The organism is Pseudomonas sp. NFACC56-3, assembly GCF_900100025.1.
GTDB lineage: Bacteria > Pseudomonadota > Gammaproteobacteria > Pseudomonadales > Pseudomonadaceae > Aquipseudomonas > Aquipseudomonas fluorescens_AA.
This window is the reverse complement of sequence record NZ_FMTK01000006.1, coordinates 1-21753: the sequence shown is the minus strand read 5'-3', so window position 1 is coordinate 21753 and position 21753 is coordinate 1. Positions and strand designations below refer to the sequence as shown.

General features: G+C 60.5%; 23 protein-coding genes and 2 pseudogenes. 11 read left to right on the top strand and 14 right to left on the bottom strand.

Annotated features, from left to right (window positions below; genetic code table 11):
* Positions 1 to 38: 38 nt before the first annotated feature.
* A complete protein-coding gene (grxD, locus tag BLO80_RS10895; RefSeq protein ID WP_092332098.1) occupies positions 39 to 377 on the top strand; it encodes a Grx4 family monothiol glutaredoxin in 339 nt (112 codons plus the stop codon).
* 231 nt (positions 378 to 608) lie between these two features.
* On the opposite strand, the gene bfr is transcribed toward grxD, so the two are convergent.
* Together bfr and BLO80_RS10885 are read right to left on the bottom strand one after the other, a co-directional pair.
* Positions 609 to 1082, bottom strand: coding sequence for a bacterioferritin (gene bfr / locus BLO80_RS10890; protein ID WP_092332100.1), 474 nt, complete (start codon positions 1080 to 1082; stop codon positions 609 to 611).
* 198 nt (positions 1083 to 1280) lie between these two features.
* On the bottom strand, positions 1281 to 1499 hold the full coding sequence (locus tag BLO80_RS10885) for a bacterioferritin-associated ferredoxin (RefSeq protein ID WP_003178704.1): 219 nt from the start codon (positions 1497 to 1499) through the stop codon (positions 1281 to 1283).
* A gap of 315 nt (positions 1500 to 1814) precedes the next feature.
* Here BLO80_RS10885 and BLO80_RS10880 point away from each other — a divergent pair, with 315 nt between their 5' ends.
* Positions 1815 to 2417: a peroxiredoxin gene (locus BLO80_RS10880; protein ID WP_092332102.1), complete on the top strand. Its 603-nt coding sequence runs from the start codon at positions 1815 to 1817 to the stop codon at positions 2415 to 2417.
* A gap of 200 nt (positions 2418 to 2617) precedes the next feature.
* Here the strand turns inward: BLO80_RS10880 and rnt are convergent, their stop codons facing one another.
* Positions 2618 to 3295 (bottom strand): ribonuclease T, encoded by a 678-nt coding sequence (gene rnt / locus BLO80_RS10870; RefSeq protein WP_003204947.1) that lies wholly within the window; start codon positions 3293 to 3295, stop codon positions 2618 to 2620.
* The gene (pyrC, locus tag BLO80_RS10865; RefSeq protein WP_092332105.1) at positions 3292 to 4338 is read right to left on the bottom strand and encodes a dihydroorotase; all 1047 of its coding nucleotides are present in this window, start codon (positions 4336 to 4338) and stop codon (positions 3292 to 3294) included. The genes rnt and pyrC overlap by 4 nt, the downstream gene beginning before the upstream one ends.
* Positions 4339 to 4529: 191 nt before the next feature.
* Between pyrC and BLO80_RS10860 the strand changes: the two genes are divergently transcribed.
* Together BLO80_RS10860 and BLO80_RS10855 are read left to right on the top strand one after the other, a co-directional pair.
* Positions 4530 to 5519, top strand: coding sequence for a flagellar protein MotY (locus BLO80_RS10860; RefSeq protein WP_092201555.1), 990 nt, complete (start codon positions 4530 to 4532; stop codon positions 5517 to 5519).
* Between the two features lie 128 nt (positions 5520 to 5647).
* Positions 5648 to 6865: an argininosuccinate synthase gene (locus BLO80_RS10855; protein WP_003204943.1), complete on the top strand. Its 1218-nt coding sequence runs from the start codon at positions 5648 to 5650 to the stop codon at positions 6863 to 6865.
* A gap of 324 nt (positions 6866 to 7189) precedes the next feature.
* Here BLO80_RS10855 and BLO80_RS29910 read toward each other — a convergent pair.
* Positions 7190 to 7447, bottom strand: a pseudogene (locus tag BLO80_RS29910) (hypothetical protein); the annotation flags it as partial.
* Between the two features lie 468 nt (positions 7448 to 7915).
* Between BLO80_RS29910 and BLO80_RS10845 the strand changes: the two are divergent.
* The gene (locus BLO80_RS10845; RefSeq protein ID WP_053124532.1) at positions 7916 to 8542 is read left to right on the top strand and encodes a response regulator transcription factor; all 627 of its coding nucleotides are present in this window, start codon (positions 7916 to 7918) and stop codon (positions 8540 to 8542) included.
* A 53-nt stretch (positions 8543 to 8595) separates the two neighbouring features.
* On the opposite strand, the gene BLO80_RS10840 is transcribed toward BLO80_RS10845, so the two are convergent.
* The 8 genes from BLO80_RS10840 to metG all read right to left on the bottom strand — a co-directional run bounded on the left by BLO80_RS10840 (position 8596) and on the right by metG (position 15374).
* Positions 8596 to 8781: a PA3496 family putative envelope integrity protein gene (locus BLO80_RS10840; RefSeq protein ID WP_072408699.1), complete on the bottom strand. Its 186-nt coding sequence runs from the start codon at positions 8779 to 8781 to the stop codon at positions 8596 to 8598.
* Between the two features lie 107 nt (positions 8782 to 8888).
* A complete protein-coding gene (nth, locus tag BLO80_RS10835; protein WP_092332110.1) occupies positions 8889 to 9527 on the bottom strand; it encodes an endonuclease III in 639 nt (212 codons plus the stop codon).
* Positions 9524 to 10057 carry an Rnf-Nqr domain containing protein gene (locus tag BLO80_RS10830; RefSeq protein WP_092332112.1) on the bottom strand — a complete coding sequence of 178 codons (534 nt, stop codon included), beginning with the start codon at positions 10055 to 10057 and terminating at the stop codon, positions 9524 to 9526. The genes nth and BLO80_RS10830 overlap by 4 nt, the downstream gene beginning before the upstream one ends.
* Positions 10050 to 10658 (bottom strand): RnfABCDGE type electron transport complex subunit G, encoded by a 609-nt coding sequence (locus BLO80_RS10825; protein WP_092332115.1) that lies wholly within the window; start codon positions 10656 to 10658, stop codon positions 10050 to 10052. Before BLO80_RS10825 ends, BLO80_RS10830 begins: the two co-directional genes overlap by 8 nt.
* The gene (locus tag BLO80_RS10820) at positions 10655 to 11635 is read right to left on the bottom strand and encodes an RnfABCDGE type electron transport complex subunit D (protein ID WP_092332117.1); all 981 of its coding nucleotides are present in this window, start codon (positions 11633 to 11635) and stop codon (positions 10655 to 10657) included. Before BLO80_RS10820 ends, BLO80_RS10825 begins: the two co-directional genes overlap by 4 nt.
* Entirely contained in the window at positions 11622 to 12629 is a 1008-nt protein-coding gene (gene rsxB / locus BLO80_RS10815; protein ID WP_092332120.1) for an electron transport complex subunit RsxB, read from the bottom strand. Before rsxB ends, BLO80_RS10820 begins: the two co-directional genes overlap by 14 nt.
* Entirely contained in the window at positions 12626 to 13198 is a 573-nt protein-coding gene (locus BLO80_RS10810) for an Rnf-Nqr domain containing protein (RefSeq protein WP_092332122.1), read from the bottom strand. Before BLO80_RS10810 ends, rsxB begins: the two co-directional genes overlap by 4 nt.
* A gap of 130 nt (positions 13199 to 13328) precedes the next feature.
* On the bottom strand, positions 13329 to 15374 hold the full coding sequence (gene metG / locus BLO80_RS10805; protein WP_092332125.1) for a methionine--tRNA ligase: 2046 nt from the start codon (positions 15372 to 15374) through the stop codon (positions 13329 to 13331).
* A 342-nt stretch (positions 15375 to 15716) separates the two neighbouring features.
* Here metG and apbC point away from each other — a divergent pair, with 342 nt between their 5' ends.
* On the top strand, positions 15717 to 16811 hold the full coding sequence (apbC, locus tag BLO80_RS10800) for an iron-sulfur cluster carrier protein ApbC (RefSeq protein WP_092332128.1): 1095 nt from the start codon (positions 15717 to 15719) through the stop codon (positions 16809 to 16811).
* 36 nt (positions 16812 to 16847) lie between these two features.
* Here apbC and BLO80_RS10795 read toward each other — a convergent pair whose 3' ends face one another.
* Entirely contained in the window at positions 16848 to 17606 is a 759-nt protein-coding gene (locus tag BLO80_RS10795) for an SDR family oxidoreductase (RefSeq protein ID WP_092201573.1), read from the bottom strand.
* A 164-nt stretch (positions 17607 to 17770) separates the two neighbouring features.
* Here BLO80_RS10795 and BLO80_RS10790 point away from each other — a divergent pair, with 164 nt between their 5' ends.
* The 5 genes and pseudogenes from BLO80_RS10790 to BLO80_RS30225 all read left to right on the top strand — a co-directional run.
* Positions 17771 to 18502, top strand: a complete 732-nt coding sequence (locus BLO80_RS10790) for a HugZ family pyridoxamine 5'-phosphate oxidase (RefSeq protein WP_092332130.1) — start codon at positions 17771 to 17773, stop codon at positions 18500 to 18502.
* Positions 18503 to 18568: 66 nt separating this feature from the next.
* Positions 18569 to 19045: an FxsA family protein gene (locus BLO80_RS10785; RefSeq protein WP_060740954.1), complete on the top strand. Its 477-nt coding sequence runs from the start codon at positions 18569 to 18571 to the stop codon at positions 19043 to 19045.
* Positions 19046 to 19289: 244 nt separating this feature from the next.
* Positions 19290 to 19583, top strand: a complete 294-nt coding sequence (locus BLO80_RS10780; RefSeq protein ID WP_024619193.1) for a co-chaperone GroES — start codon at positions 19290 to 19292, stop codon at positions 19581 to 19583.
* A gap of 50 nt (positions 19584 to 19633) precedes the next feature.
* Positions 19634 to 21277, top strand: a complete 1644-nt coding sequence (groL, locus tag BLO80_RS10775; protein WP_092252066.1) for a chaperonin GroEL — start codon at positions 19634 to 19636, stop codon at positions 21275 to 21277.
* 376 nt (positions 21278 to 21653) lie between these two features.
* Positions 21654 to 21753, top strand: a pseudogene (locus BLO80_RS30225) (IS110 family transposase); the annotation flags it as partial.

The following is a 21753-nucleotide window of genomic DNA, read 5'->3' as shown; positions in this document are numbered from 1 at the left end:
CGACAACTGACGTCGCAAAGTTTAAGCCGAGGTGCTCCGTGGATATCATCGAAACGATTAAAGACCAGATTGCCAACAACACCATCCTGCTTTACATGAAAGGCTCGCCGAACGCGCCACAGTGCGGTTTCTCGGCCAAGGCTGCTCAGGCGGTGATGGCATGTGGCGAGAAGTTTGCCTACGTGGACATCCTGCAGAACCCGGAAATCCGCGCCAACCTGCCCAAGTACGCCAACTGGCCAACCTTCCCGCAATTGTGGGTGGGCGGTGAGCTGATCGGTGGTAGCGACATCATGACCGAGATGGCCGCCGACGGTTCTTTGCAGGCCACGATCAAGGCAGCGGTAGAAAAAGCGGCGAACAAGACCGAAGCCTGATCCATGGAAGCCTGTTCACCACACCGGTTGTGGTGAACGGGAAACCTTGTGGGAGCGAGCTTGCTCGCGATAGCGGTTTGTCAGTCAGCATTTTTATATCTGATCCACCGCCATCGCGAGCAAGCTCGCTCCCACAGTGGTTTTGAGTAGGGCCTGGGAGAATCCAGGCAATAAAAAGCCCCGCCTCTCGAAAGAGGGCGGGGCTTTTTAGTGGCTGTCTGCCGGGGAAGGTTACTCTTCGCCCATCTGCGATTGCAGGTAGTTCTCAAGACCGACTTTGTCGATCAGGCCCAGTTGGGTTTCCAGCCAGTCGATGTGCTCTTCCTCGGATTCGAGGATGTCTTCCAGCAGTTCACGGCTACCGAAGTCGCCAACGCTTTCGCAATGGGCAATGGCGGACTTCAGGTCGGCGTGGCCGGTGCGCTCGATGCGCAGGTCGCACTCGAGCATTTCCCGGGTGTGTTCGCCGATGTGCAGCTTGCCCAGGTCCTGGACGTTCGGCAGGCCTTCGAGAAACAGGATGCGCTTGATCAGTTTGTCCGCGTGTTTCATCTCGTCGATGGACTCGTGGTACTCGTGCTTGCCCAGCTTGTTCAGGCCCCAATCCTCGTACATGCGCGCATGCAGGAAGTATTGGTTGATCGCGACCAGCTCATTGGCAAGGATCTTGTTGAGATGCTGGATGACTGTAATGTCGCCTTTCATGATGAGGCCTGCCCTGTAATAGCTGTGTATAGGGCGGAGTTTGAGCCGCGCATTTATCAGTGTCAAACCTAAGTTGTTGAATAATAAATGAAAATTAATCGGAATAAGAATGTTTGTGTTCCGCGTCTGGACGCTAAGCATTTGATTTACAGGCATAAAAAAACCGGACATCGAGTCCGGTTCCTTGAAAAGCTGTCTTTACGCGGCAGTAAATTCTACCGGGTAGGGGATCGAGGCCTGTGCCGTTTGCACCTTGGCGAGGGTTTCACGCACCACTTCCTTGGCCAGGCAGGCACATTTGCCGCATTGGCTGGCTACGCCGGTGGCCTGGCGGACTTCGCGATAGCTGCAGCAACCTTCATAGATCGCTTCGCGGATTTGTCCGTCGGTGACGCCAGTGCAGAGGCATACATACATAAGTGAGAACCGTCGCTGGTTGTGACTCAATTGAGACGGATCTTAATGTTAACGAGAATGATTGTCAAAGTGGTTTATCAAGGACTTGCGCCAGAGCGATGCCAGGCTGACGAACGGTTTTTCCCTTGGCAACGAAGGCGGCACGCAGCGGGGCGGCGATTTTTCGATACCACCGAAAAACCCTTGAAGACAGTCCAAATGCGCGGTGTATGATGGTCGGCCCTTGCAAGCGGGTTCGTGTCACAGGGCTGTCGCCTGAGGGTGGCAGGCTGGCCCGGACTCTGTTTTCACGCTAATTACATCAGGAGATATCCAATGAGCGTACTCGTAGGCAAACAAGCCCCTGACTTCACCGTGCCAGCCGTGCTTGGCAACGGCGAAATCGTCGACAGCTTCACCCTGTCCTCGGCCATCAAAGGCAAATACGGCCTGGTGTTCTTCTATCCGCTGGACTTCACCTTCGTCTGCCCGTCCGAGCTGATCGCACTGGATCACCGCTTGGATGACTTCAAGGCGCGCAACGTTGAAGTGATCGCTGTTTCGATCGACTCGCACTTCACTCACAAAGCCTGGCGCGACACCCCGATCAACAATGGCGGTATCGGCCCGGTGAAATACACCATGGCTGCCGACATGAAGCATGAAATCGCCAAGGCCTACGACGTTGAGTCCGAAGGCGGCGTGGCTTTCCGTGGCGCCTTCCTGATCGACGACAAGGGCGTTGTCCGTTCGCAGATCATCAACGACCTGCCGCTGGGCCGTAACATGGAAGAGCTGATCCGTCTGGTCGACGCCCTGCAATTCCACGAAGAGCACGGTGAAGTCTGCCCGGCCAACTGGAAAAAAGGCGACAAGGGCATGACCGCATCGCCTGAAGGCGTTGCCGCTTACCTGAGCGAGCACGGCGACAAGCTGTAAGCGCATCCAGGCATAAAAAAACCGGCCTTCGATGGGCCGGTTTTTTATGGGTGTTCCAAAGCAGAATAGAGTCCTGTGGCGAGGGGATTTATCTGTGGGAGCAAGGCTTGCCCGCGATGCGGTCTTCCAAAAAACGAGTCGCCTGTGTCGCGAGCAAGCTTTGCTCCCACCGAGTGGCACCGCCACAATGGCTCTGCTCTTTAGTCGTCGAAATCCTGCCAGCCGCCCATCTCTTTCCACCGGTTGACGATGCCGCAGAACAGCTCGGCGGTCTTCTCCGTGTCGTAGCGGGCCGAGTGCGCCTCACGGCCATCGAAATCGATGTCGGCGGCCTGGCACGCCTTGGCCAGGACGGTCTGGCCATACGCCAAGCCTGCCAGGGTCGCGGTGTCGAAGCTGGAGAACGGGTGGAACGGGTTGCGCTTCATGTCCAGGCGCGCGACGGCGGCGTTGAGGAAGCCCAGGTCGAAGCTGCTGTTGTGCCCGACCAGGATCGCGCGCTTGCAACCGTTGGCCTTGAGCGCCTTGCGCACACCACGGAAGATGTCGGTCAGGGCCGTTTCTTCGCTGACCGCCATGCGCAACGGGTGATCGAGCTTGATCCCGGTGAACTCCAACGCCGCCGCTTCGACGTTGGCGCCTTCGAACGGTTCGACCCGGAAGAAATAGGTGTGGTCAGGGAACACGAAGCCTTTTTCGTCCATGCCGATGGTGGTCGCGGCGATTTCCAGCAAGGCGTCGGTGGCGGAATTGAAACCACCGGTTTCTACATCGACGACGACCGGCAGATAACCACGGAACCGCGCGGCCATGGGGTGACGGGCGCCGCCCGAACCACCGTTGCCGTCCAGTTCGTCGTCGAAATGATCTTCACTCACGCGTTTTCCTCCAGCAGGCGCCAGCGCAGTTTTTCACCGGCGCGCAGCGGGATGACGGTCTGCTCGCCAAAGGGCAGGCTGACGGGGGCGGTCCATTCGTCACGGACCAGGGTAATACGGTCGGTGTTCACCGGCAGGCCATAGAAGCGCGGGCCATGCAGGCTGGCGAAGCCTTCGAGTTTTTCCAGCGCATTGCGCTGTTCGAACGCCTCGGCGTACATCTCGATGGCGGCATAGGCGGTGTAGCAGCCGGCGCAACCGCAGGCCGCTTCCTTGGCGTGACGGGCGTGGGGCGCCGAGTCGGTGCCGAGGAAAAACTTGGCGCTGCCGCTGGTGGCGGCGTCCAGCAAGGCTTCCTGGTGGGTATTGCGCTTGAGGATCGGCAGGCAGTAGAAGTGCGGCCGGATCCCGCCTACCAGCATGTGGTTGCGGTTGTACAGCAGGTGGTGGGCGGTAATGGTCGCGCCGACGTTGGCCGGGGCCTCGTTGACGAACTGCACGGCCTCGCCGGTGGTGATGTGTTCGAACACCACCTTGAGGGTCGGGAAACGCTCCACGACGCGGCGCATGTGCTCGTCGATGAAGATCTTCTCGCGGTCGAACACATCGACGTCGCCCCGGGTAACCTCACCATGGATCAACAACGGCATGCCGACTTCGGCCATGGCCTCCAGCGCCGGGAAGATCTTGTCGATGCTGGTGACACCGGAATCGGAGTTGGTTGTCGCGCCGGCGGGATACAGCTTGGCGGCATGGACAAAACCGCTGGCCTTGGCGTCGCGAATCTCTTCGGGCTGGGTGCGGTCGGTGAGGTAAAGCACCATCAGCGGTTCGAAGCGGCTGCCAGCCGGGCGGGCGGCGAGGATACGCTGGCGATAGCCATCGGCCTCGGCGGCGTTGCGCACGGGCGGAACCAGGTTAGGCATGATGATTGCGCGCCCGAAGGTGCGCGCGACATCGGCGACGGTATGGGTCAACACAGCACCATCGCGAAGATGAATATGCCAGTCGTCGGGACGCAGCAGGGTCAGGCGGTCGGACATTGGGGGGCTTCCAGGCGGGTCAAACTCTGGGGAATGCTACCGGAAAAGACCGATTCAGGCACCCGCTATCAAGTTCTGCCACAACTTACCGATAGCTCCTACAGGTGTGCCACGAATCCGTGCAGTGCCCCGGACAGGCGTCATGCCCCAAGCATGCGTCGATCTTTGTATAAAAGTCAGTGGAGCCTCCCGTGCGCCAGCGTTATCTAGCCTTGCTCAGTGTGTTTGCCAGCCTTCCCGCCATGGCGCTCACTTTCCAGACCCGTCTGGAGAGCATCGAGTGGACGGTCGAAGGCGACAAGTTCGAGTGCCGGCTGAGCCAGCCGATCACCGATTTCGGCACTGGCGAATTCGTGCGCCGGGCGGGCGAGCAGGCCACGTTCCGCCTCAAGAGCTATAACCCGATGCTGGGCGGCGGTTCGGCCACCTTGCTGGCGGCTGCCGCACCGTGGCAACCGGGGCGCGGCGATATCAACCTGGGCTCGGTCAGCATTGGCAGTGGCGATGTATTGTTCAACAGCTCCCAGGTCCAGGCCGGACGCTTGATCAGTGGGCTGATGGACGGTCGCAGCCCCGTGGTACGGCGCAACACCGAGGACGGTCGAGTGTCGGAAGTCCGGTTGTTGCCGGTGCGTTTCAACAAAGCCTTCAGCGATTATCAGAGCTGTGTGGCCAAATTGTTGCCGAAGAATTTCGAGCAGGTGAAGCAGACCCAGATCGGCTTCCCCGGCGAAGAAGTCGAACTCGATGCCCGGGCCAAGGCCCAGTTGCAGGTGATGCTCGACTTCATCAAGGCCGACCCGAGCGTCAATCATATCGAGCTTGACGGTCATTCCGACAACAGCGGCAATCGCCTGACCAACCGCGAGCTGTCGCGCCGCCGGGCCCTGGCGGTCCAGGACTTCTTCAAGGCCAATGGTTTCCAGGAGTCGCAGATTACCCTGCGCTTCCACGGCGAGCGTTATCCCCTGGTGCCCAACACCAACGCCGCCAACCGGGCCAAGAACCGTCGGGTGGCCGTGCGCCTCGAGCGCGTGGCGGCTAGCGAAGCACCGGCACCCCAGGCCCCCGCCGCGCAGCCTGCACCCGCTGCGGCCCCTGCCAAGGTGCCGGCGCCCACCGCGGCGCCGGCCAAGACCCCGACACCCACGCCCGCCGGGACGACCGCGCGGACCTCCTGATTCGATTTTGACCGTCGCGCGTTCGACATAATCTGTCGCTTCGTCGTCATAAGCTGTCGCGCCCCTGTAAATTATCCGCGCTGGACGTTAGACTTCACGGCTTTCCGTACAACCCGTGGAGTGATGGCATGGCGGACGTAAACAAGGTCGTTCTGGCGTATTCCGGCGGCCTGGACACTTCGGTGATCCTGAAGTGGCTGCAGGACACTTATAACTGCGAAGTGGTGACCTTCACCGCTGACCTGGGGCAGGGCGAAGAAGTCGAGCCTGCACGCGCCAAGGCCCAGGCCATGGGCGTCAAAGAGATCTACATCGATGACCTGCGCGAAGAGTTCGTCCGCGACTTCGTGTTCCCGATGTTCCGCGCCAACACCGTTTACGAAGGCGAGTACCTGCTGGGCACGTCCATCGCCCGTCCGTTGATTGCCAAGCGCCTGATCGAAATCGCCAACGAAACCGGCGCCGATGCCATTTCCCACGGCGCTACCGGCAAAGGCAACGACCAGGTGCGTTTCGAGCTGGGCGCCTATGCCCTCAAGCCAGGCGTGAAAGTCATTGCCCCGTGGCGTGAATGGGACTTGCTGTCCCGTGAAAAACTGATGGACTACGCCGAGAAGCACGCGATTCCAATCGAGCGTCACGGCAAGAAGAAATCCCCGTACTCGATGGATGCCAACCTGCTGCACATCTCCTATGAAGGCGGCGTGCTGGAAGACACCTGGACCGAGCACGAAGAAGACATGTGGCGCTGGACCGTCTCCCCCGAGAAGGCCCCGGATACCCCGCAATACCTGGAGCTGACCTATCGCAATGGCGATATCGTCGCCCTGGACGGCGTGGAAATGAGCCCGGCCACCGTGCTGGCGACCCTGAACCGCATCGGCGGCGAACATGGCATCGGTCGTCTGGACATCGTCGAGAACCGCTATGTCGGCATGAAGTCCCGCGGCTGCTACGAAACCCCGGGCGGCACCATCATGCTGCGCGCTCACCGGGCGATCGAATCGATCACCCTGGACCGCGAAGTGGCTCACCTCAAGGACGAGCTGATGCCCAAGTACGCCAGCCTGATCTACACCGGCTACTGGTGGAGCCCTGAGCGTCTGATGCTGCAGCAGATGATCGACGCCTCCCAGGCTCACGTGAATGGCGTGGTACGCCTGAAACTGTACAAGGGCAACGTGATCGTCACCGGGCGTAAGTCCGACGAGTCGCTGTTCGACGCCAACATCGCGACCTTCGAAGAAGACGGCGGTGCCTACAACCAGGCCGACGCGGCCGGCTTCATCAAGCTCAACGCCCTGCGCATGCGCATCGCGGCGAACAAGGGTCGCAAGTTGTTCTGACCCTGGCGATAAAAAAACGGCCTGCCTTGAGCAGGCCGTTTTTTTTGCCCTCTGTTTTGCGCGCGCAGCCTGTTTGCTGCAGCGCTGTCTCCTGATCGCTCATTCATCCTGCCCGCGTGTCGCAAGGTCTGCGTGGTGGTAAATGACGTACACAACGATGCCGGCGTGTTTCAAATGCTCCGGTCGGCAAGTCTCGATCAGGCGGCGGGATTGGCGGCATAGGATGCAAAGGGTGTCCGGCGGTTCATGCCTGGGGCGATGAAGGCTTATCCGTCGCCGCTGGTCCTTGCCCGTCCGGCGCAGCATTCGTTTGCGCCGACAGGTCGCGTCATCCATGGTCTTTATGAAGTGTTTGCTCTTGCGAAAATCCGAAGGCGAATACAAGGAACGATAATTGAAGTTGAGGGTGATGAAAAAAAGCAGCAATAAATAAAAGGGAAAGCTGATCAGGAACCAGAGATAATACTCACGGTCCTGATCATCCAGAAAAGGCAGGGAAACAGCCGCGGACGTTTCGGATAAAGTTGCGAATATGGCGATAAGGGTCATGGGGTTGGTGATGGTCTTCAAAGGTTTGTTCATGGTTAATGCTCATGGAATATTCATGCTCGTGAGTGGGTTGGAAAAAATAATATCGGTGACTAATAAGGTGTCGCTAAAACAATCAGGGCCGTCGATGTTTTATATCGGCTGCCTGAACGTCTCTTATATAGGAAATTCCGCTGCTGAAGTGAGGCGCGCCAGTTTTAACAGTAAATAATTCAGTTACTCTTTATGAGTGAAGTGCCTTCCGATGACCGGTCCGCAGGCAGGCATGGCGGTGAAAGAGCGCATTATTCATAGGGGTACCGGATGCTCAAGGGCGGTCGGTCCTTCTCTGTAAAAAATTGAGGACACATTTTTCCCGGCGGGATTTGTAGGAGTTTTCTGTATAGCTTGTAGGATCTGTCTCTCGGTGCGCGCGGTCTGGGGGGGGCGGCATGCCAAGGTAGAAATGACTAGGCTATTGTGCGTGCTCTAAAAATTCGAACAGCGAAGTTGGATTTGCCCATGAATAAAGTGCTGATCGTGGATGATCATCCCGTCATTCGTCTTGCTGTACGTTTGCTGATGGAGCGTCATGGTTATGAGGTCGTTGCCGAAACCGACAACGGCGTCGATGCGTTACAACTTGCTCGTGAACTTATGCCCGATATCGTCATTCTCGATATCGGTATTCCGAAACTGGACGGGTTGGAGGTCATTGCCCGTTTGACGGCCATACCTTCGTCAATGAAGGTATTGGTACTGACTTCCCAGGCGCCTGGGCATTTTTCAATGCGCTGCATGCAGACAGGGGCGGCCGGGTATGTCTGCAAGCAACAGGACCTTACCGAATTATTAAGTGCAATCAAGGCAGTGCTGTCCGGCTACAGTTACTTTCCCAACCAGGCATTGCACACGGTGCGATCGAGCCTGGGTAATGCCAGTGAGTCCGATATGGTCGATCGGTTGTCGGGGCGGGAGATGATGGTCTTGCAGCAACTGGCGCGCGGCAAGACCAACAAGGAAATCGCCGATGGAATGTTCTTGAGCAACAAGACCGTCAGTACTTACAAGACCCGTCTGTTATTGAAGCTCAATGCCCGTTCGCTGGTCGACCTGATCGAGCTGGCGCAGCGCAATGGGTTGGTGTGAGGCTGCTTCACGCGTACTCAGTAAAAAGCCTCCGTCGGGGAGGCTTTTACGTGTCAGAGGTCAAAGTCGTAATCGGCCAGTTGCTTCTGTAAACGACGCTCTTCCAGCAGGTTATCGATGGTGCGGCGCTTGCTCAGGTTGGTTTTCGCTACTTCCGGCACGACCGCAGGTTCACCGTCGTCGGCCTCAACGGCGATGAATTCGTCTTCTACATCCAGTTGTTCTTTGCCAGCACTCATGGGTTCGACTCCAGGCTAAGACTGCCATTGGCGCTCCTTATATCGATAAACCACGGGCTGGTAAAAAAGATTTTTTCAATCGATAGATCGATAAAAGCAATAGCGCCTCAATCGTCCGAGGTCTTGTGCTTGTATTCGCATAAGTCTTCGATTCGGCAGCTGCCGCAGCGGGGCTTGCGCGCCAGGCAGACGTAGCGTCCATGGAGGATGAGCCAATGATGGGAGTCCAGCAGGTATTCCTTGGGCACAAACTTCATCAGCTTCTTCTCCACCTCCACCACGTTTTTGCCGGGGGCCAGCCCGGTACGGTTGCTGACGCGGAAAATGTGGGTGTCGACCGCCATGGTCAACTGCCGAAACGCGGTATTGAGCACGACGTTGGCGGTTTTGCGGCCGACGCCTGGAAGGGCTTCCAGCGCTTCACGGGTCTGCGGGACTTCGCTGCCGTGGCGCTCGATCAGCAGGCGGCAGGTTTCGATCACGTTTTTGGCCTTGCTGTTGAACAGGCCGATGGTCTTGATGTACTCGGACAACCCTTCGACGCCCAGGGCGTAGATCGCCTCCGGGGTGTTGGCGACCGGGAACAATTTAGCCGTGGCCTTGTTGACGCCGACGTCGGTGGACTGGGCCGACAGGATGACCGCGATCAGCAATTCGAACGGCGAGGAATAGGCCAGTTCGGTTTTCGGTTCCGGGTTGTCCTCGTGAAAGCGACGGAATATTTCCAGGCGTTTTGCGGCGTTCATGGGCGCGGCGTTTCCTCGGTGGTTGAAGGGGATTTGGCTGCCGTCCAGGCCTGTCGGGCCGCCAACAGCAGCCCTAGCAGAATGAACCCGCCCGGGGCGAGCAAGGCCAGGGGGAGGCCGCTGCCGATCAGCCCACGCAGGGTGCCCAGGCTGACCATCAAGAGACCGAACACCCCAGCCAGCCTGAGGCGTCCAGGCAAGCGAGACTCGACGAAGAAACCCACATGCTCCAGCGCCACGCAGCTCAAGGCGCTCCAGCCCAGGTAAAGGCTCAGCGGTCGATACAGTTCCAATGCCCAGGCCTGGACGACAAAACCTATGCAGGTGGTCAAGGTAGCGGCCAGCACGATGGCGGCGAGCAGTTGTTGCGCGGAGGTCAGGTATTGTCGGACACACCCCATCGCCAAGCCCTGGCAGAAGAACATCAAGGCCCAGGCCAGCCATAGCACCAGTGCGGCCATCAGCGAATCGCTAGCGCCAACCAGCGGGACGAGCAGCAGGCCGTGTGTCAGGCCCCATGGCTTATTCATTGGCAGGCACTCCCAACCGAGCCTTGTGCTCGTCGAAGTAACGCAACGCGTCGTGAACCGCTTGGAGCACCGCCCGGGACGTCACCGTTGCACCGGCCAGTTGATCGAACTGTCCCTGGTCCTTCTTCAGGGCCCAGCCGCTGTCATCAGGCGCCTGGCGTGATTTGCCGGTGAAGGCCTGCATCCAGGCGTTCGGCCAGCCGGCAATCGCCGCGCCCAACCCGGGTGTTTCGGCTTGGCGCAGCGTCTTGACGCCCAGCAGCCGGCCCTGTGGATCGATGGCGACCAGCAATTCGATGCTGCCCTCATAGCCCGGCGCCTGGCTACGCAGCAGCACGGCGCTGGGCTGGCCATTGCGGGTCGCCAGATAACCGCCCAGCAGCGTGCTATGGGCCAAGGTCACCGAGGCGGTGAAAACGGGGTGCGCCAATGGCTGATTGTCGTAGAGGTCAGTGGGCAGCACCTCAAGCAAGGTCCTGTTCGCCAACGCTTGCCGCTGGGCCTCGATGCGCCCAGCGGTGCCGAGGTGCGTGAGGTACGTGGCACTGCTACCGAGGCCGATCAACAGGATCAGGATTGCCACGCCGCCAGGATTCTTCATGGCAGTGGCCGCCGTTGTCGCGTCTCGGCAAACCGGTCCAGTGCCGGCACGCCGAGGTTCATCAGCAACACCGCGAACGCAACGCCATCCGGGTAGCCGCCCCAGGTGCGGATCAGGTAGACCAGCAGCCCCATGCCCGCCCCGAACAGCAGGCGGGCGAGAGGAGTCTTGGCGCCCGAGACCGGTTCGGTCGCGATAAAAAACGCGCCGAGCATGGTCGCGCCGCTGAACAGATGAAACAGCGGTGAGCCATGGGAATCGGAGCCCGACCCGTTCCAGCACAGCAGGCTGACGATAAACAGGCTCGCCAGCAGGCCCACCGGCGCATGCCAGCTGAACACCCGTTGTTGCAACAGAAACAGACCGCCCGCCAGGAAGGCCAGATTGACCCATTCGGCACCGTGGCCACCGAAACGCCCGAACGCCGGATCGCTGGCGAACAGTTCATCGATGGTCAGGCTTGTGTTGGTCCGCAGGCTGTCCAGCGCGGTGGCCCCGGCCCAGGCGTCGGGCGCCGGATGAGTGCCGAACACCTGTTGCAAGCCTTCAAACAGGCCCAAACCGTGGGACGCGGGACTCATATAGGCGGGAAACGCCACCAGCACCAGGGCATACCCGAGCATCGCCGGGTTGAACGGGTTGCTGCCGACGCCGCCCCACAGGTGCTTGCCGAACAGCAAGGCGCAGGCGGCCGCGGTGACGGTCAGCCACCAGGGGCAATACGCCGGCAAGGCCAGGGCCAACAGCGTGGCACTGACCAGTGCGCTGCCATCGTTCAGCTCGGGTTTGAGCGGCCGGCGGCGCAAACGCAGCACCCACGCTTCGACCGCCAGCGCGGTGAGGCCGGACAACAGCAGGTTGAGTGCCACGCCCCAGCCCTGGAACCACAGCAACGCCAGCACGCCGGGCAGTGTCGCCAGCAACACCCGCGTCATCGCTGGCCGCAGCCGTTCGTCCACGGGCTCAGGAAGCGGCATGGACGTCCACCTGGCGTTCGGCATCCTTCACCGCTTGCTCCAACGCCTGCAGTTGTTCATCCGATGCCGCTGCCGTACGGGCTTTGCTGAGTTCGGCGCGGCGCATCGCCAGTTGGATCTTGGCCCGCTTCAGTTCGGCGCTTTGTGCCGGAGCCGGGGCTGGAGTGATCGCGGGTGCGGCGTTTTCCAGTTGGCTCAGGGCTTGCTCGGCCGCTTCGAACTGGCGTTGCAGCAGGATCAGTTGCGACTGCTGCTCGAAGGTGGGCGGATGGCCGAACGCTTTCAAGGATTTGTTCAACTGCGCCCGGCTCATGGCCAGGTCAACCTTGGCTTTTTTCAAGGCGGCATCGGCGGTGGCGGCTTTTTGCGCGCGCACGCGTTCCAGTGCGGCTTGTACGGGATCGAGCGGCTGTTCCTTGGTCTGGGCCGCGCGCTGGGTACGGGCCAAGCGCTCCGCCTGACGCTGTTCTTCTTCGCGGCGCAGGCGCGCATTGCGTTGTTCGAAGCGGCGCCGGGCGTGGTTGCGCTTGGCTGTTCGCGCCTGTTGCTCGGCGGCGCTGAAGGCCAGGCCGCCGACAATCGGCAACACGCTTGCCGTCGGCAGGGGCCGCATTTCGATGCAGTCGACCGGGCAGGGCGCCACGCACAGGTCGCAGCCGGTGCATTCGTCGATGAGGACGGTGTGCATCAGCTTGGCCGCGCCGACAATCGCGTCCACCGGACAGGCCTGGATGCACTTGGTGCAACCGATGCATTCGGCTTCGCGGATAAAGGCGATTTGCGCCGGAGCCACGCCGCGACTGCTGTCCAGTTCCAGCACCGGTATTTTCATCAGCTCGGCCAGGGCCGCGATGGTTTCGCGCCCGCCCGGCGGGCATTTATTGATCGGCTCGCCCTGGGCGATGCCTTCGGCGTAGGGCTTGCACCCGGGGTGGCCGCACTTGCCACATTGGGTCTGCGGCAACAGGGCGTCGATACGTTGAATCAGGCTCATGTTTTGACCAGCCCGCGTAATCCGAGAAAGGCCACCGCCATCAGCCCGGCGCTGATCAACTGAATCGGCAGGCCCCGAAAGGGCAAGGCAATAGCGTGATTGAAGGTGCGCTGGCGCAGGTCGTCGAACAGGCTCAGCACCAGCCAGAAGCCCAGCCCGGCACCCAGGCTCAGCGCCATGGCGTGGCCCAGGCCTCGATCTTCCTGACCGTTGAGCAGCGTGACGCCCAGGATGCCGGCATTGCCGAGCAGCAGCGGCCACAATCCATCGAACGGCATTGCTGGCAGCCAGCGTGTCAGCAAGCGCAGCAAGGGGCCGATCAGCAAGATGCTCAAGGACAGCCAGACCAACAGGCGCAGGAATGTCAGGTTGGTTGGCACGAGCACCCCATGGTCGACCAGATAACCCAGGGTGCCGACGATCAGCATCAGGCACGCCGTTGCCAGGCCCAGGGCGTGCACCTGCCTTCTGCCGTTGGCCGCCAGCAGCGGATCGACGCCCAGCGGCCAATGCAACACCAGGTTGTTGATCAGGGCAGCGCTGAACAGCGTGAGGACGATTTCGGTCATGGGCGTGGGGGCGACAAAGGGCCTGTTACAAGATTAGGCATTATCCGGCACGCCGGAAATGCGGGCCAGATATGAAAATCCCACAGCCACCTGCAAGGCGACTGTGGGATCGATGCAGCACGCGGTCGCGTTACTTGATCCGCTGGCCCGGCTTGGCGCCGCTGTCAGGGCTCAACAGGTAGATTTCCTCGCCGCCGGGGCCCGCCGCCATCACCATGCCTTCGGAGATGCCGAAGCGCATTTTGCGCGGCTTGAGGTTGGCGATCATCATCGTCAACCGGCCTTCGAGCTTGGCCGGGTCCGGGTAGGCACTCTTGATGCCGGAGAACACGTTACGTTGCTCATCGCCGATGTCCAGGGTCAGGCGCAGCAGCTTGTCGGCCCCTTCGACGGCCTCGGCCTTGACGATCAGTGCCACGCGCAGGTCAATGGCGGCGAAAGCGTCGAAGTCGATTTCCGGCGACAACGGGTCCTTGGTCAATTCACCGTTGCCGGTCGGGCCGCCGGTGTCGGTCTGGCTGGCGGCCAGGTCTTCCTTGGAGGCGTCGATCATGGCTTGGACCTTGGTGGCATCGATACGGGTCATCAACGGCTTGAACGCATTCAGTTGATGGTTGCTCAGCAGTGTCTGGTGGTCGTTCCAGGTCAGCGGTGCGACGTTCAGGAACGCTTCGGCATCAGCGGCCAGCAACGGCAGCACCGGCTTGAGGAAGATCACCAACTGGCGGAACAGGTTGATGCCCAAGGCGCAGATGGCCTGGACTTCGTCCTGCTTGCCTTCCTGCTTGGCCAGCGACCACGGGGCCTTGTCGGCGATCCAGGCATTGGCGCGGTCGGCCAGGGCCATGATTTCGCGCATGGCGCGGGCAAAGTCGCGGCTCTCGTAGGCATCGGCGATGCTGGGCGCCGCCGCCAGGAAGGCGTCGGTCAGTTCCGGCGCGGCGTTACCGGCGACCAGGACCCCGGCGTTGCCCTTGTGGATGAACCCGGCGCAACGGCTGGCAATGTTGACGACCTTGCCCACCAGGTCGGAGTTGACCTTCTGCACGAAGTCTTCGAGGTTCAGGTCCAGGTCGTCGACGCCGCGGCCGAGCTTGGCCGCGTAGTAGTAGCGCAGGTATTCCGGCGACAGGTGGTCCAGGTAGGTCCGGGCCTTGATGAAGGTGCCGCGGGACTTGGACATCTTCTGGCCATTGACGGTCAGGTAGCCGTGGACGTTGATGCCGGTCGGCTTGCGGAAACCGGCGCCTTCGAGCATGGCGGGCCAGAACAGCGCGTGGAAGTTGACGATGTCCTTGCCGATGAAGTGATACACCTCGGCCGTGGAGTTCTTGCCCCAGAACGTGTCGAAGTCCAGCCCAGGTGTGCGGTCGCAAAGGTTCTTGAAACTCGCCATGTAGCCGATGGGCGCATCCAGCCACACGTAGAAATACTTGCCGGGCTCGCCGGGGATTTCGAAGCCGAAGTACGGCGCGTCGCGGGAAATGTCCCACTCCTGCAGGCCGGCGTCGAGCCATTCGGCGAGCTTGTTGGCCACCGCGTCGTGCAACGTGCCGCTGCGGGTCCAGGTTTGCAGCATCTCCTGGAAGTCCGGGAGCTTGAAGAAGAAATGCTGGGAGTCCCTGAGCACCGGGGTGGCGCCGGAAATCGCCGATTTCGGGTCCTTCAGGTCGGTCGGTGCGTAGGTGGCGCCGCATTTTTCGCAGTTGTCGCCGTACTGGTCTTCGGTGCCGCATTTCGGGCAGGTGCCCTTGATGAAGCGGTCGGCCAGGAACATGTTCTTTTCCGGGTCGAAATACTGGGTGACCGAACGGGTGGCGATGTGCCCGGCGTCACGCAGCTTCAGGTAGATCTGGCTCGACAGCTCACGGTTTTCTTCGGCGTGAGTGGAGTGGAAGTTGTCGAAGTCCACCAGGAACTCGGCAAAGTCGGCGCTGTGTTCGGCCTGGACGTTGGCGATCAGTTGTTCCGGGGTGATGCCTTCCTTTTCCGCGCGCAGCATGATGGCCGAACCGTGGGCGTCGTCGGCGCAGACATAGATGCACTGGTTGCCGCGATGTTTCTGGAAGCGCGTCCACATATCGGTCTGGATGTATTCCAGCATATGGCCGAGGTGAATCGAACCATTGGCATAGGGCAGGGCGCTGGTGACGAGAATCTTGCGTGGCTCGGACATGGGGCTCGGCTACTTGATGAAACGGAGGTCGGCCACTATAAAGCGCCGGGAAATATATTTCACCCCACCGGCCTGTTTCCGCATGCATCGGTGGGGGGCCTGAGCCAGGCACAATCTGTGGCGAGGGGATTTATCCCCGCTGGGTTGCGAAGCAACCCCAAAACCTGGCACCTCGGTGAGTCAGGCTGATCAGGTTCGAATGTTTTGGGACTGCTGCGCAGTCCAGCGGGGATAAATCCCCTCGCCACAAAGGTGTTCGCCCTGCTGTAATCGGGTCGCCACGCGGGAGCGCTCGGCGTAGGATAGCGGCCTGTTTTTCAAGTCTTGCTATCGGAGTTGCCCATGAGCGCCGTCAACCGCGCAGCGGTGGAAACCGTCCTTCGCCAGTACACCGACCCCTACCTGAACCAGGACCCGGTCAGCGCCGGATGCGTGCGCGCCATCGACATCCAGGGCGATCGCGTCAGTGTCCAGCTGGAAATCGGCTACGCCGCCGACCTGTTCAAGAGCGGCTGGGCACAGATGCTGCAAATGGCGATCGAAGGCCTGGACGGCGTGACAGCCGCGACGGTCCAGATCACCAGCGTGATCGCCGCGCATAAGGCCCAGGCGCAGGTGCCGGGGCTGGCCAACGTCAAGAACGTGATCGCCGTGGCCTCGGGCAAGGGCGGGGTGGGCAAGTCCACCACCGCCGCCAACCTGGCCCTGGCCCTGGCCCGTGAAGGGGCGAAGGTCGGGATTCTCGACGCGGACATCTACGGTCCGAGCCAGGGCATCATGTTCGGGATCGCCGAGGGCACCCGGCCCCAGATCAAGGACCAGAAGTGGTTCGTGCCGCTGCAATCCCATGGGGTGGAAGTCATGTCCATGGCCTTCCTGACCGACGACAACACGCCGATGGTCTGGCGCGGGCCGATGGTTTCCGGGGCCTTGCTGCAACTGGTCACGCAAACCGCGTGGGGCGACCTGGATTACCTGGTGATCGACATGCCGCCGGGCACCGGCGATATCCAGCTGACCCTGGCGCAGAAAGTCCCGGTGGCCGGTGCGGTGATCGTCACTACCCCCCAGGACCTGGCCCTGCTGGACGCGCGCAAGGGCGTGGAGATGTTCCGCAAGGTGAACATCCCTGTGCTGGGCGTGGTAGAGAACATGGCCGTGCACATCTGCTCCAACTGCGGACATGCCGAGCACCTGTTCGGCGAAGGGGGCGGGGAAAAACTGGCGACCCAGTACGGCGTCGAATTGCTGGCTTCGCTGCCGCTGTCGATGGTGATCCGCGAACAGGCCGACGGGGGCAAGCCGACGGTCATCGCCGAACCGGACAGCCAGATCGCCATGGTCTATCAGGAACTGGCCCGCCACGTGGGCGCGCGGATCGTGTTGCAGGAGGCCGCTTCACCGGCGATGCCGAACATCACCGTCAGCGACGATTGATAGAGTGAAACCCTATCCACTGTGGGAGCGGTGACCTTAGATCCGCAACCCGCCATCCATCTCCAGAATCCGACCGGTGTAGTAGTCATTTTCGAAGATATACGCCGCCGAATGGGCGATCTCCTCGGGCTTGCCCATGCGCTTGAGCGGAATCCCCGAGGTCATTTTCTCCAGGGCTTCGGGTTTCATGCCCAGGGTCATCTCGGTTTCGATGAAGCCCGGTGCGATGCCGGCGACACGGATGCCGTAGCGCGCCAGTTCCTTCGCCCAGGTCACGGTGGCGGCGGCCACACCGGCCTTGGCGGCCGAATAGTTGGTCTGGCCGACATTGCCGGCGCGGGAAATCGACGAGATATTGATGATGGCGCCGCTGTTCTTCAGCTCGACCATTTTCGCCGCCACTTCACGGGTGCACAGGAACACGCCGGTGAGATTGACGTCGATCACGGCCTGCCACTGGGCCAGGCTCATCTTGGTCATTTCGCCGTCCTTGACCTTGAGCAGCAGGCCGTCGCGCAGGATCCCGGCGTTGTTGATCAAGCCGTGGATCGCGCCGAAGTCCTCGGCCACCCGGGCAACCATGTCGATGACCTGATCTTCATTGGCGACATTGCACAGGTAGGCACGGGCCTCGACGCCCTTGGCTGCGCAGGCGGCCACCGCCTGGTCGAGTTTTTCCTGGTTGAGGTCCACCAGCGCCAGCTTTGCGCCTTTACCGGCGAAATACTCGGCCATGGAACGACCCAGGCCCTGGCAACCGCCAGTGATAATGATTACTTTGTCAGTGAGTTGCATTCTCATGTCCAGGTGGCGCAGCGGTTTGGGGGGAGCTGTTGGGTGGCCTCTCGATTTGCGACGGTTAGCCCGACTGCACACGAGAACTGTCCCCTAGGTGTATCGGAACATTACTCCAGTCGCCTGACCGTTTTCTAGACGGATTTTATAGAAGGAGTCATAAATTGAGCGTTGAAGCTGCCAAGCATGCCCGGGAACTGCTGCTCAAGGAGTACCGTGGAATGCTCTCCACTCATTCCAAATCCATGCCCGGCTTTCCGTTCGGCTCCGTCGTCCCGTATTGCCTGGACGCACAGGGCTGGCCGCTGATCCTGATCAGCCGCATTGCCCAGCACACTCACAATCTGCAAAAAGACCCCAAGTGTTCGATGCTGGTGGGCGAGCGCGGTGCCGAGGATGTGCAGGCCGTGGGGCGCCTGACCTATCTGGCCGAAGCCCGGAAGCTCGAAGACAGCGCCGCCATCGAAGCGGCCGCCGAGCGTTATTACCGCTATTTCCCTGACTCGCAGAACTACCACAAGGCCCATGATTTCGATTTCTGGGTGCTCGAGCCGGTGCGCCATCGCTACATCGGCGGCTTTGGCGCCATTCACTGGGTCGACCGACTCACCCTGGCCAACCCCTTCGCCGGCAAAGCCGAAGCCAGCATGATCGAGCACATGAACGCCGATCACGCCAAAGCCATCGCCCATTACGTGGAGCTGGCCGGCCTGCCGAAAAGCGAGCCGGCGCAACTGGTGGGCATCGACAGCGAAGGCATGCACCTGCGCATTGGCCAGGGCCTGCACTGGCTGGCGTTTGCGACACCTTGCAACACCCCGACACAAGTGCGCGAAGCCTTGGTTTACTTGGCTCACGCCGAGCAATGGCCAAAAAATGCCGAGGCCGACGCTTGAATTCACGAAAGGGCGACGTCATTTAGGGTTTCATAGCAAGGCATTCTTGCGTTGAGGAACCATTTGATGCGCCCTTTTTTGTTGCTCTTTCTGCTGTTTCCGGTGTTGGAGCTGTTCGTATTCGTCAAGGTCAGCGGTGCGATCGGGTTTTTCCCGGCGCTGTTGCTGGTCATTCTCGGCTCGATGCTCGGCGTGTTCGTGCTGCGCATCGCCGGCCTCGCCACGGCATTGCGTGCCCGTGAAAGCCTGAACCGTGGCGAGCTGCCTGCCCAGACCATGCTCGAAGGCCTGATGCTGGCCCTGGGCGGCGGCCTGTTGATCCTGCCAGGCTTTATCAGTGACGTGCTGGGCCTGGTCATGCTGTTGCCGTTCACCCGTCGGCTGCTGGCCAATAAAATGCGCCAGCGCGCCGAAGAGCAGGCGATGCGCCAGCGGGCCTTTGCCGATGACCTGCAGCCCCGTGGCGGGCCGGCTCCGCGAGAACCCCTGGGCCGTGAGCCCAACGTGATCGAGGGCGAATTCGAACATCGCGACCCCAAGTAAAAAACCGCGACACGGCACCTTCGGGTGCCGTGTTCGTTTCTGGCTCCGAGAAGTAAAAAATTTCATACCCTGCCCTTGTAATCGCCTTGTGCGCCCTTATGTATGGGTCACCGCAAGGTTTCCGGTGGCAACACCGGACAGACTTCCGCGGTTCGCTTGACGAACCGCACCCGGCACAGCCGGATTCGTTAAACCCGCCGGGACTACACCGGCCGATGAAAACCACAATTAGGAGAGATCGACAATGAAGCTTCGTCCTCTGCATGACCGCGTCGTCGTCCGTCGCAGCGAAGAAGAAAAGAAAACCGCTGGCGGTATCGTCCTGCCAGGTTCGGCTGCTGAAAAGCCAAACCAGGGTGAAGTCCTCGCTGTAGGCCCAGGCAAGGCACTGGAAAACGGTGAAGTACGTGCGCTGTCCGTGAAAGTGGGTGACAAGGTTGTGTTCGGCCCTTACTCCGGTAGCAACACTGTGAAAGTTGATGGCGAAGATCTGCTGGTTATCGGCGAGAGCGAAATTCTCGCTGTTGTCGAAGGCTGATTTCCCCGCTCATTTTTCCGCGACTACAAAGTATTTAAGGAATATCGATCATGGCTGCTAAAGAAGTTAAATTCGGCGATTCCGCCCGCAAGAAAATGCTCGCCGGTGTCAACGTCCTGGCTGACGCAGTAAAAGCGACCCTGGGCCCGAAAGGCCGTAACGTGATCATCGAGAAGAGCTTCGGCGCTCCGACCATCACCAAGGACGGCGTTTCCGTAGCCAAGGAAATCGAGCTGAAAGACCGCTTCGAAAACATGGGCGCGCAGCTGGTCAAAGACGTTGCCTCCCGTGCCAACGATGACGCCGGTGACGGTACCACCACCGCGACCGTACTGGCTCAGTCGATCGTCAACGAAGGCCTGAAAGCCGTCGCTGCCGGCATGAACCCGATGGACCTCAAGCGCGGCATCGACAAGGCGACCATCGCCATTGTCAAGGAACTGAAGGGTCTGGCCAAGCCTTGCGCTGACTCCAAGGCGATCGCCCAGGTCGGCACCATCTCCGCCAACTCCGACAGCTCCATCGGCGACATCATTGCCGAAGCCATGGAAAAAGTCGGCAAGGAAGGCGTGATCACCGTTGAAGAAGGCTCGGGCCTGGAAAACGAACTGTCGGTTGTAGAAGGCATGCAGTTCGACCGTGGCTACCTGTCCCCATACTTCGTCAACAAGCCAGACACCATGACCGCCGAGCTGGACAGCCCGCTGATCCTGCTGGTGGACAAGAAGATCTCCAACATCCGCGAAATGCTGCCCGTGCTGGAAGCCGTTGCCAAAGCCGGCCGCCCACTGCTGATCGTGGCTGAAGACGTTGAAGGCGAAGCCCTGGCGACTCTGGTTGTGAACAACATGCGCGGTATCGTTAAAGTCGCAGCCGTCAAGGCTCCAGGCTTCGGCGACCGTCGCAAGGCCATGCTGCAGGACATCGCCGTACTGACCGGCGGTACCGTTATCTCCGAAGAGATCGGCCTGAGCCTGGAAAGCACCACCCTGGAGCACCTGGGTAACGCCAAGCGCGTAATCCTGTCCAAGGAAAACACCACCGTGATCGACGGTGCCGGCGTCGAGACTGACATCCAGGCTCGCGTGACCCAGATCCGCGCACAAGTGGCCGAGACTTCGTCCGACTACGACCGTGAAAAACTGCAAGAGCGCCTGGCCAAGCTGTCCGGCGGCGTTGCAGTGATCAAGGTCGGCGCCGGTTCCGAAGTTGAAATGAAAGAGAAGAAAGCCCGCGTTGAAGACGCCCTGCACGCTACCCGCGCAGCCGTCGAAGAAGGCGTGGTACCTGGCGGCGGCGTGGCACTGGTTCGTGCCCTGCAAGCCATCAGCGAACTCAAAGGCGACAACGATGACCAGAACGTGGGCATCCAGTTGCTGCGTCGCGCTGTAGAAGCACCGCTGCGCCAGATCGTTGCCAACTCCGGCGACGAGCCAAGCGTTGTGGTCGACAAGGTCAAGCAGGGTTCGGGTAACTACGGTTACAACGCTGCTACCGGCGAATACGGCGACATGATCGAAATGGGTATCCTGGACCCGGCCAAAGTGACTCGTTCGGCTCTGCAAGCGGCTTCGTCGATTGCCAGCCTGATGATCACCACCGAGGCGATGATCGCTGAAATCAAGGAAGACGCTCCAGCTGGCGGCGGCATGCCAGACATGGGCGGCATGGGTGGCATGGGCGGCATGATGTAAGCCAGCCTTACCCCTGTAGCGAAAAACCCCGCCTGCGAAAGCAAGCGGGGTTTTTTATTGCCTTGGATTTATGAACGACGCCAATCCCCTGTGGGAGCGAGCTTGCTCGCGATAGCAGAGTGTCAGCTCATATATCCGGCACTGACCCACCGCTATCGCGAGCAAGCTCGCTTGTATGGTAGGACTTGAAGGGGGGAGGAGGGACAAAGCTCGATTCTGACTGTTAGCCGCAGTACAGACCGTGGGAGATTTCACCCCTCCTCCTTTCACCCAAGCGCCGATAAAGAATGCATCTGGCCTAGACCGACGATAGGAACAAGCCTGCGCCTCTGGGTGAACCCTTCAAGTGTTCAAACCTTAGCCCGGAGGATTTTCAATGGCAATGCCGGTTTCTGTCGCAAAGCCGATCGTGGGTGTTGATGTCGCCAAAGATGAGTTGGTGATTTATCACGCAGAAACAGATCGACTGGAAGCGC

Coding starts and splice junctions, on each gene's coding strand:
- bfr (WP_092332100.1), bottom strand. CDS start 1,082: ATGAAAGGCGACATTACAGTCATCCAGCATCTCAACAAGATCCTTGCC.
- BLO80_RS10885 (WP_003178704.1), bottom strand. CDS start 1,499: ATGTATGTATGCCTCTGCACTGGCGTCACCGACGGACAAATCCGCGAA.
- BLO80_RS10880 (WP_092332102.1), top strand. CDS start 1,815: ATGAGCGTACTCGTAGGCAAACAAGCCCCTGACTTCACCGTGCCAGCC.
- pyrC (WP_092332105.1), bottom strand. CDS start 4,338: ATGTCCGACCGCCTGACCCTGCTGCGTCCCGACGACTGGCATATTCAT.
- BLO80_RS10855 (WP_003204943.1), top strand. CDS start 5,648: ATGGCGGACGTAAACAAGGTCGTTCTGGCGTATTCCGGCGGCCTGGAC.
- BLO80_RS10845 (WP_053124532.1), top strand. CDS start 7,916: ATGAATAAAGTGCTGATCGTGGATGATCATCCCGTCATTCGTCTTGCT.
- BLO80_RS10840 (WP_072408699.1), bottom strand. CDS start 8,781: ATGAGTGCTGGCAAAGAACAACTGGATGTAGAAGACGAATTCATCGCC.
- nth (WP_092332110.1), bottom strand. CDS start 9,527: ATGAACGCCGCAAAACGCCTGGAAATATTCCGTCGCTTTCACGAGGAC.
- BLO80_RS10830 (WP_092332112.1), bottom strand. CDS start 10,057: ATGAATAAGCCATGGGGCCTGACACACGGCCTGCTGCTCGTCCCGCTG.
- BLO80_RS10825 (WP_092332115.1), bottom strand. CDS start 10,658: ATGAAGAATCCTGGCGGCGTGGCAATCCTGATCCTGTTGATCGGCCTC.
- BLO80_RS10820 (WP_092332117.1), bottom strand. CDS start 11,635: ATGCCGCTTCCTGAGCCCGTGGACGAACGGCTGCGGCCAGCGATGACG.
- rsxB (WP_092332120.1), bottom strand. CDS start 12,629: ATGAGCCTGATTCAACGTATCGACGCCCTGTTGCCGCAGACCCAATGT.
- BLO80_RS10810 (WP_092332122.1), bottom strand. CDS start 13,198: ATGACCGAAATCGTCCTCACGCTGTTCAGCGCTGCCCTGATCAACAAC.
- metG (WP_092332125.1), bottom strand. CDS start 15,374: ATGTCCGAGCCACGCAAGATTCTCGTCACCAGCGCCCTGCCCTATGCC.
- apbC (WP_092332128.1), top strand. CDS start 15,717: ATGAGCGCCGTCAACCGCGCAGCGGTGGAAACCGTCCTTCGCCAGTAC.
- BLO80_RS10795 (WP_092201573.1), bottom strand. CDS start 17,606: ATGCAACTCACTGACAAAGTAATCATTATCACTGGCGGTTGCCAGGGC.
- BLO80_RS10785 (WP_060740954.1), top strand. CDS start 18,569: ATGCGCCCTTTTTTGTTGCTCTTTCTGCTGTTTCCGGTGTTGGAGCTG.
- BLO80_RS10780 (WP_024619193.1), top strand. CDS start 19,290: ATGAAGCTTCGTCCTCTGCATGACCGCGTCGTCGTCCGTCGCAGCGAA.
- groL (WP_092252066.1), top strand. CDS start 19,634: ATGGCTGCTAAAGAAGTTAAATTCGGCGATTCCGCCCGCAAGAAAATG.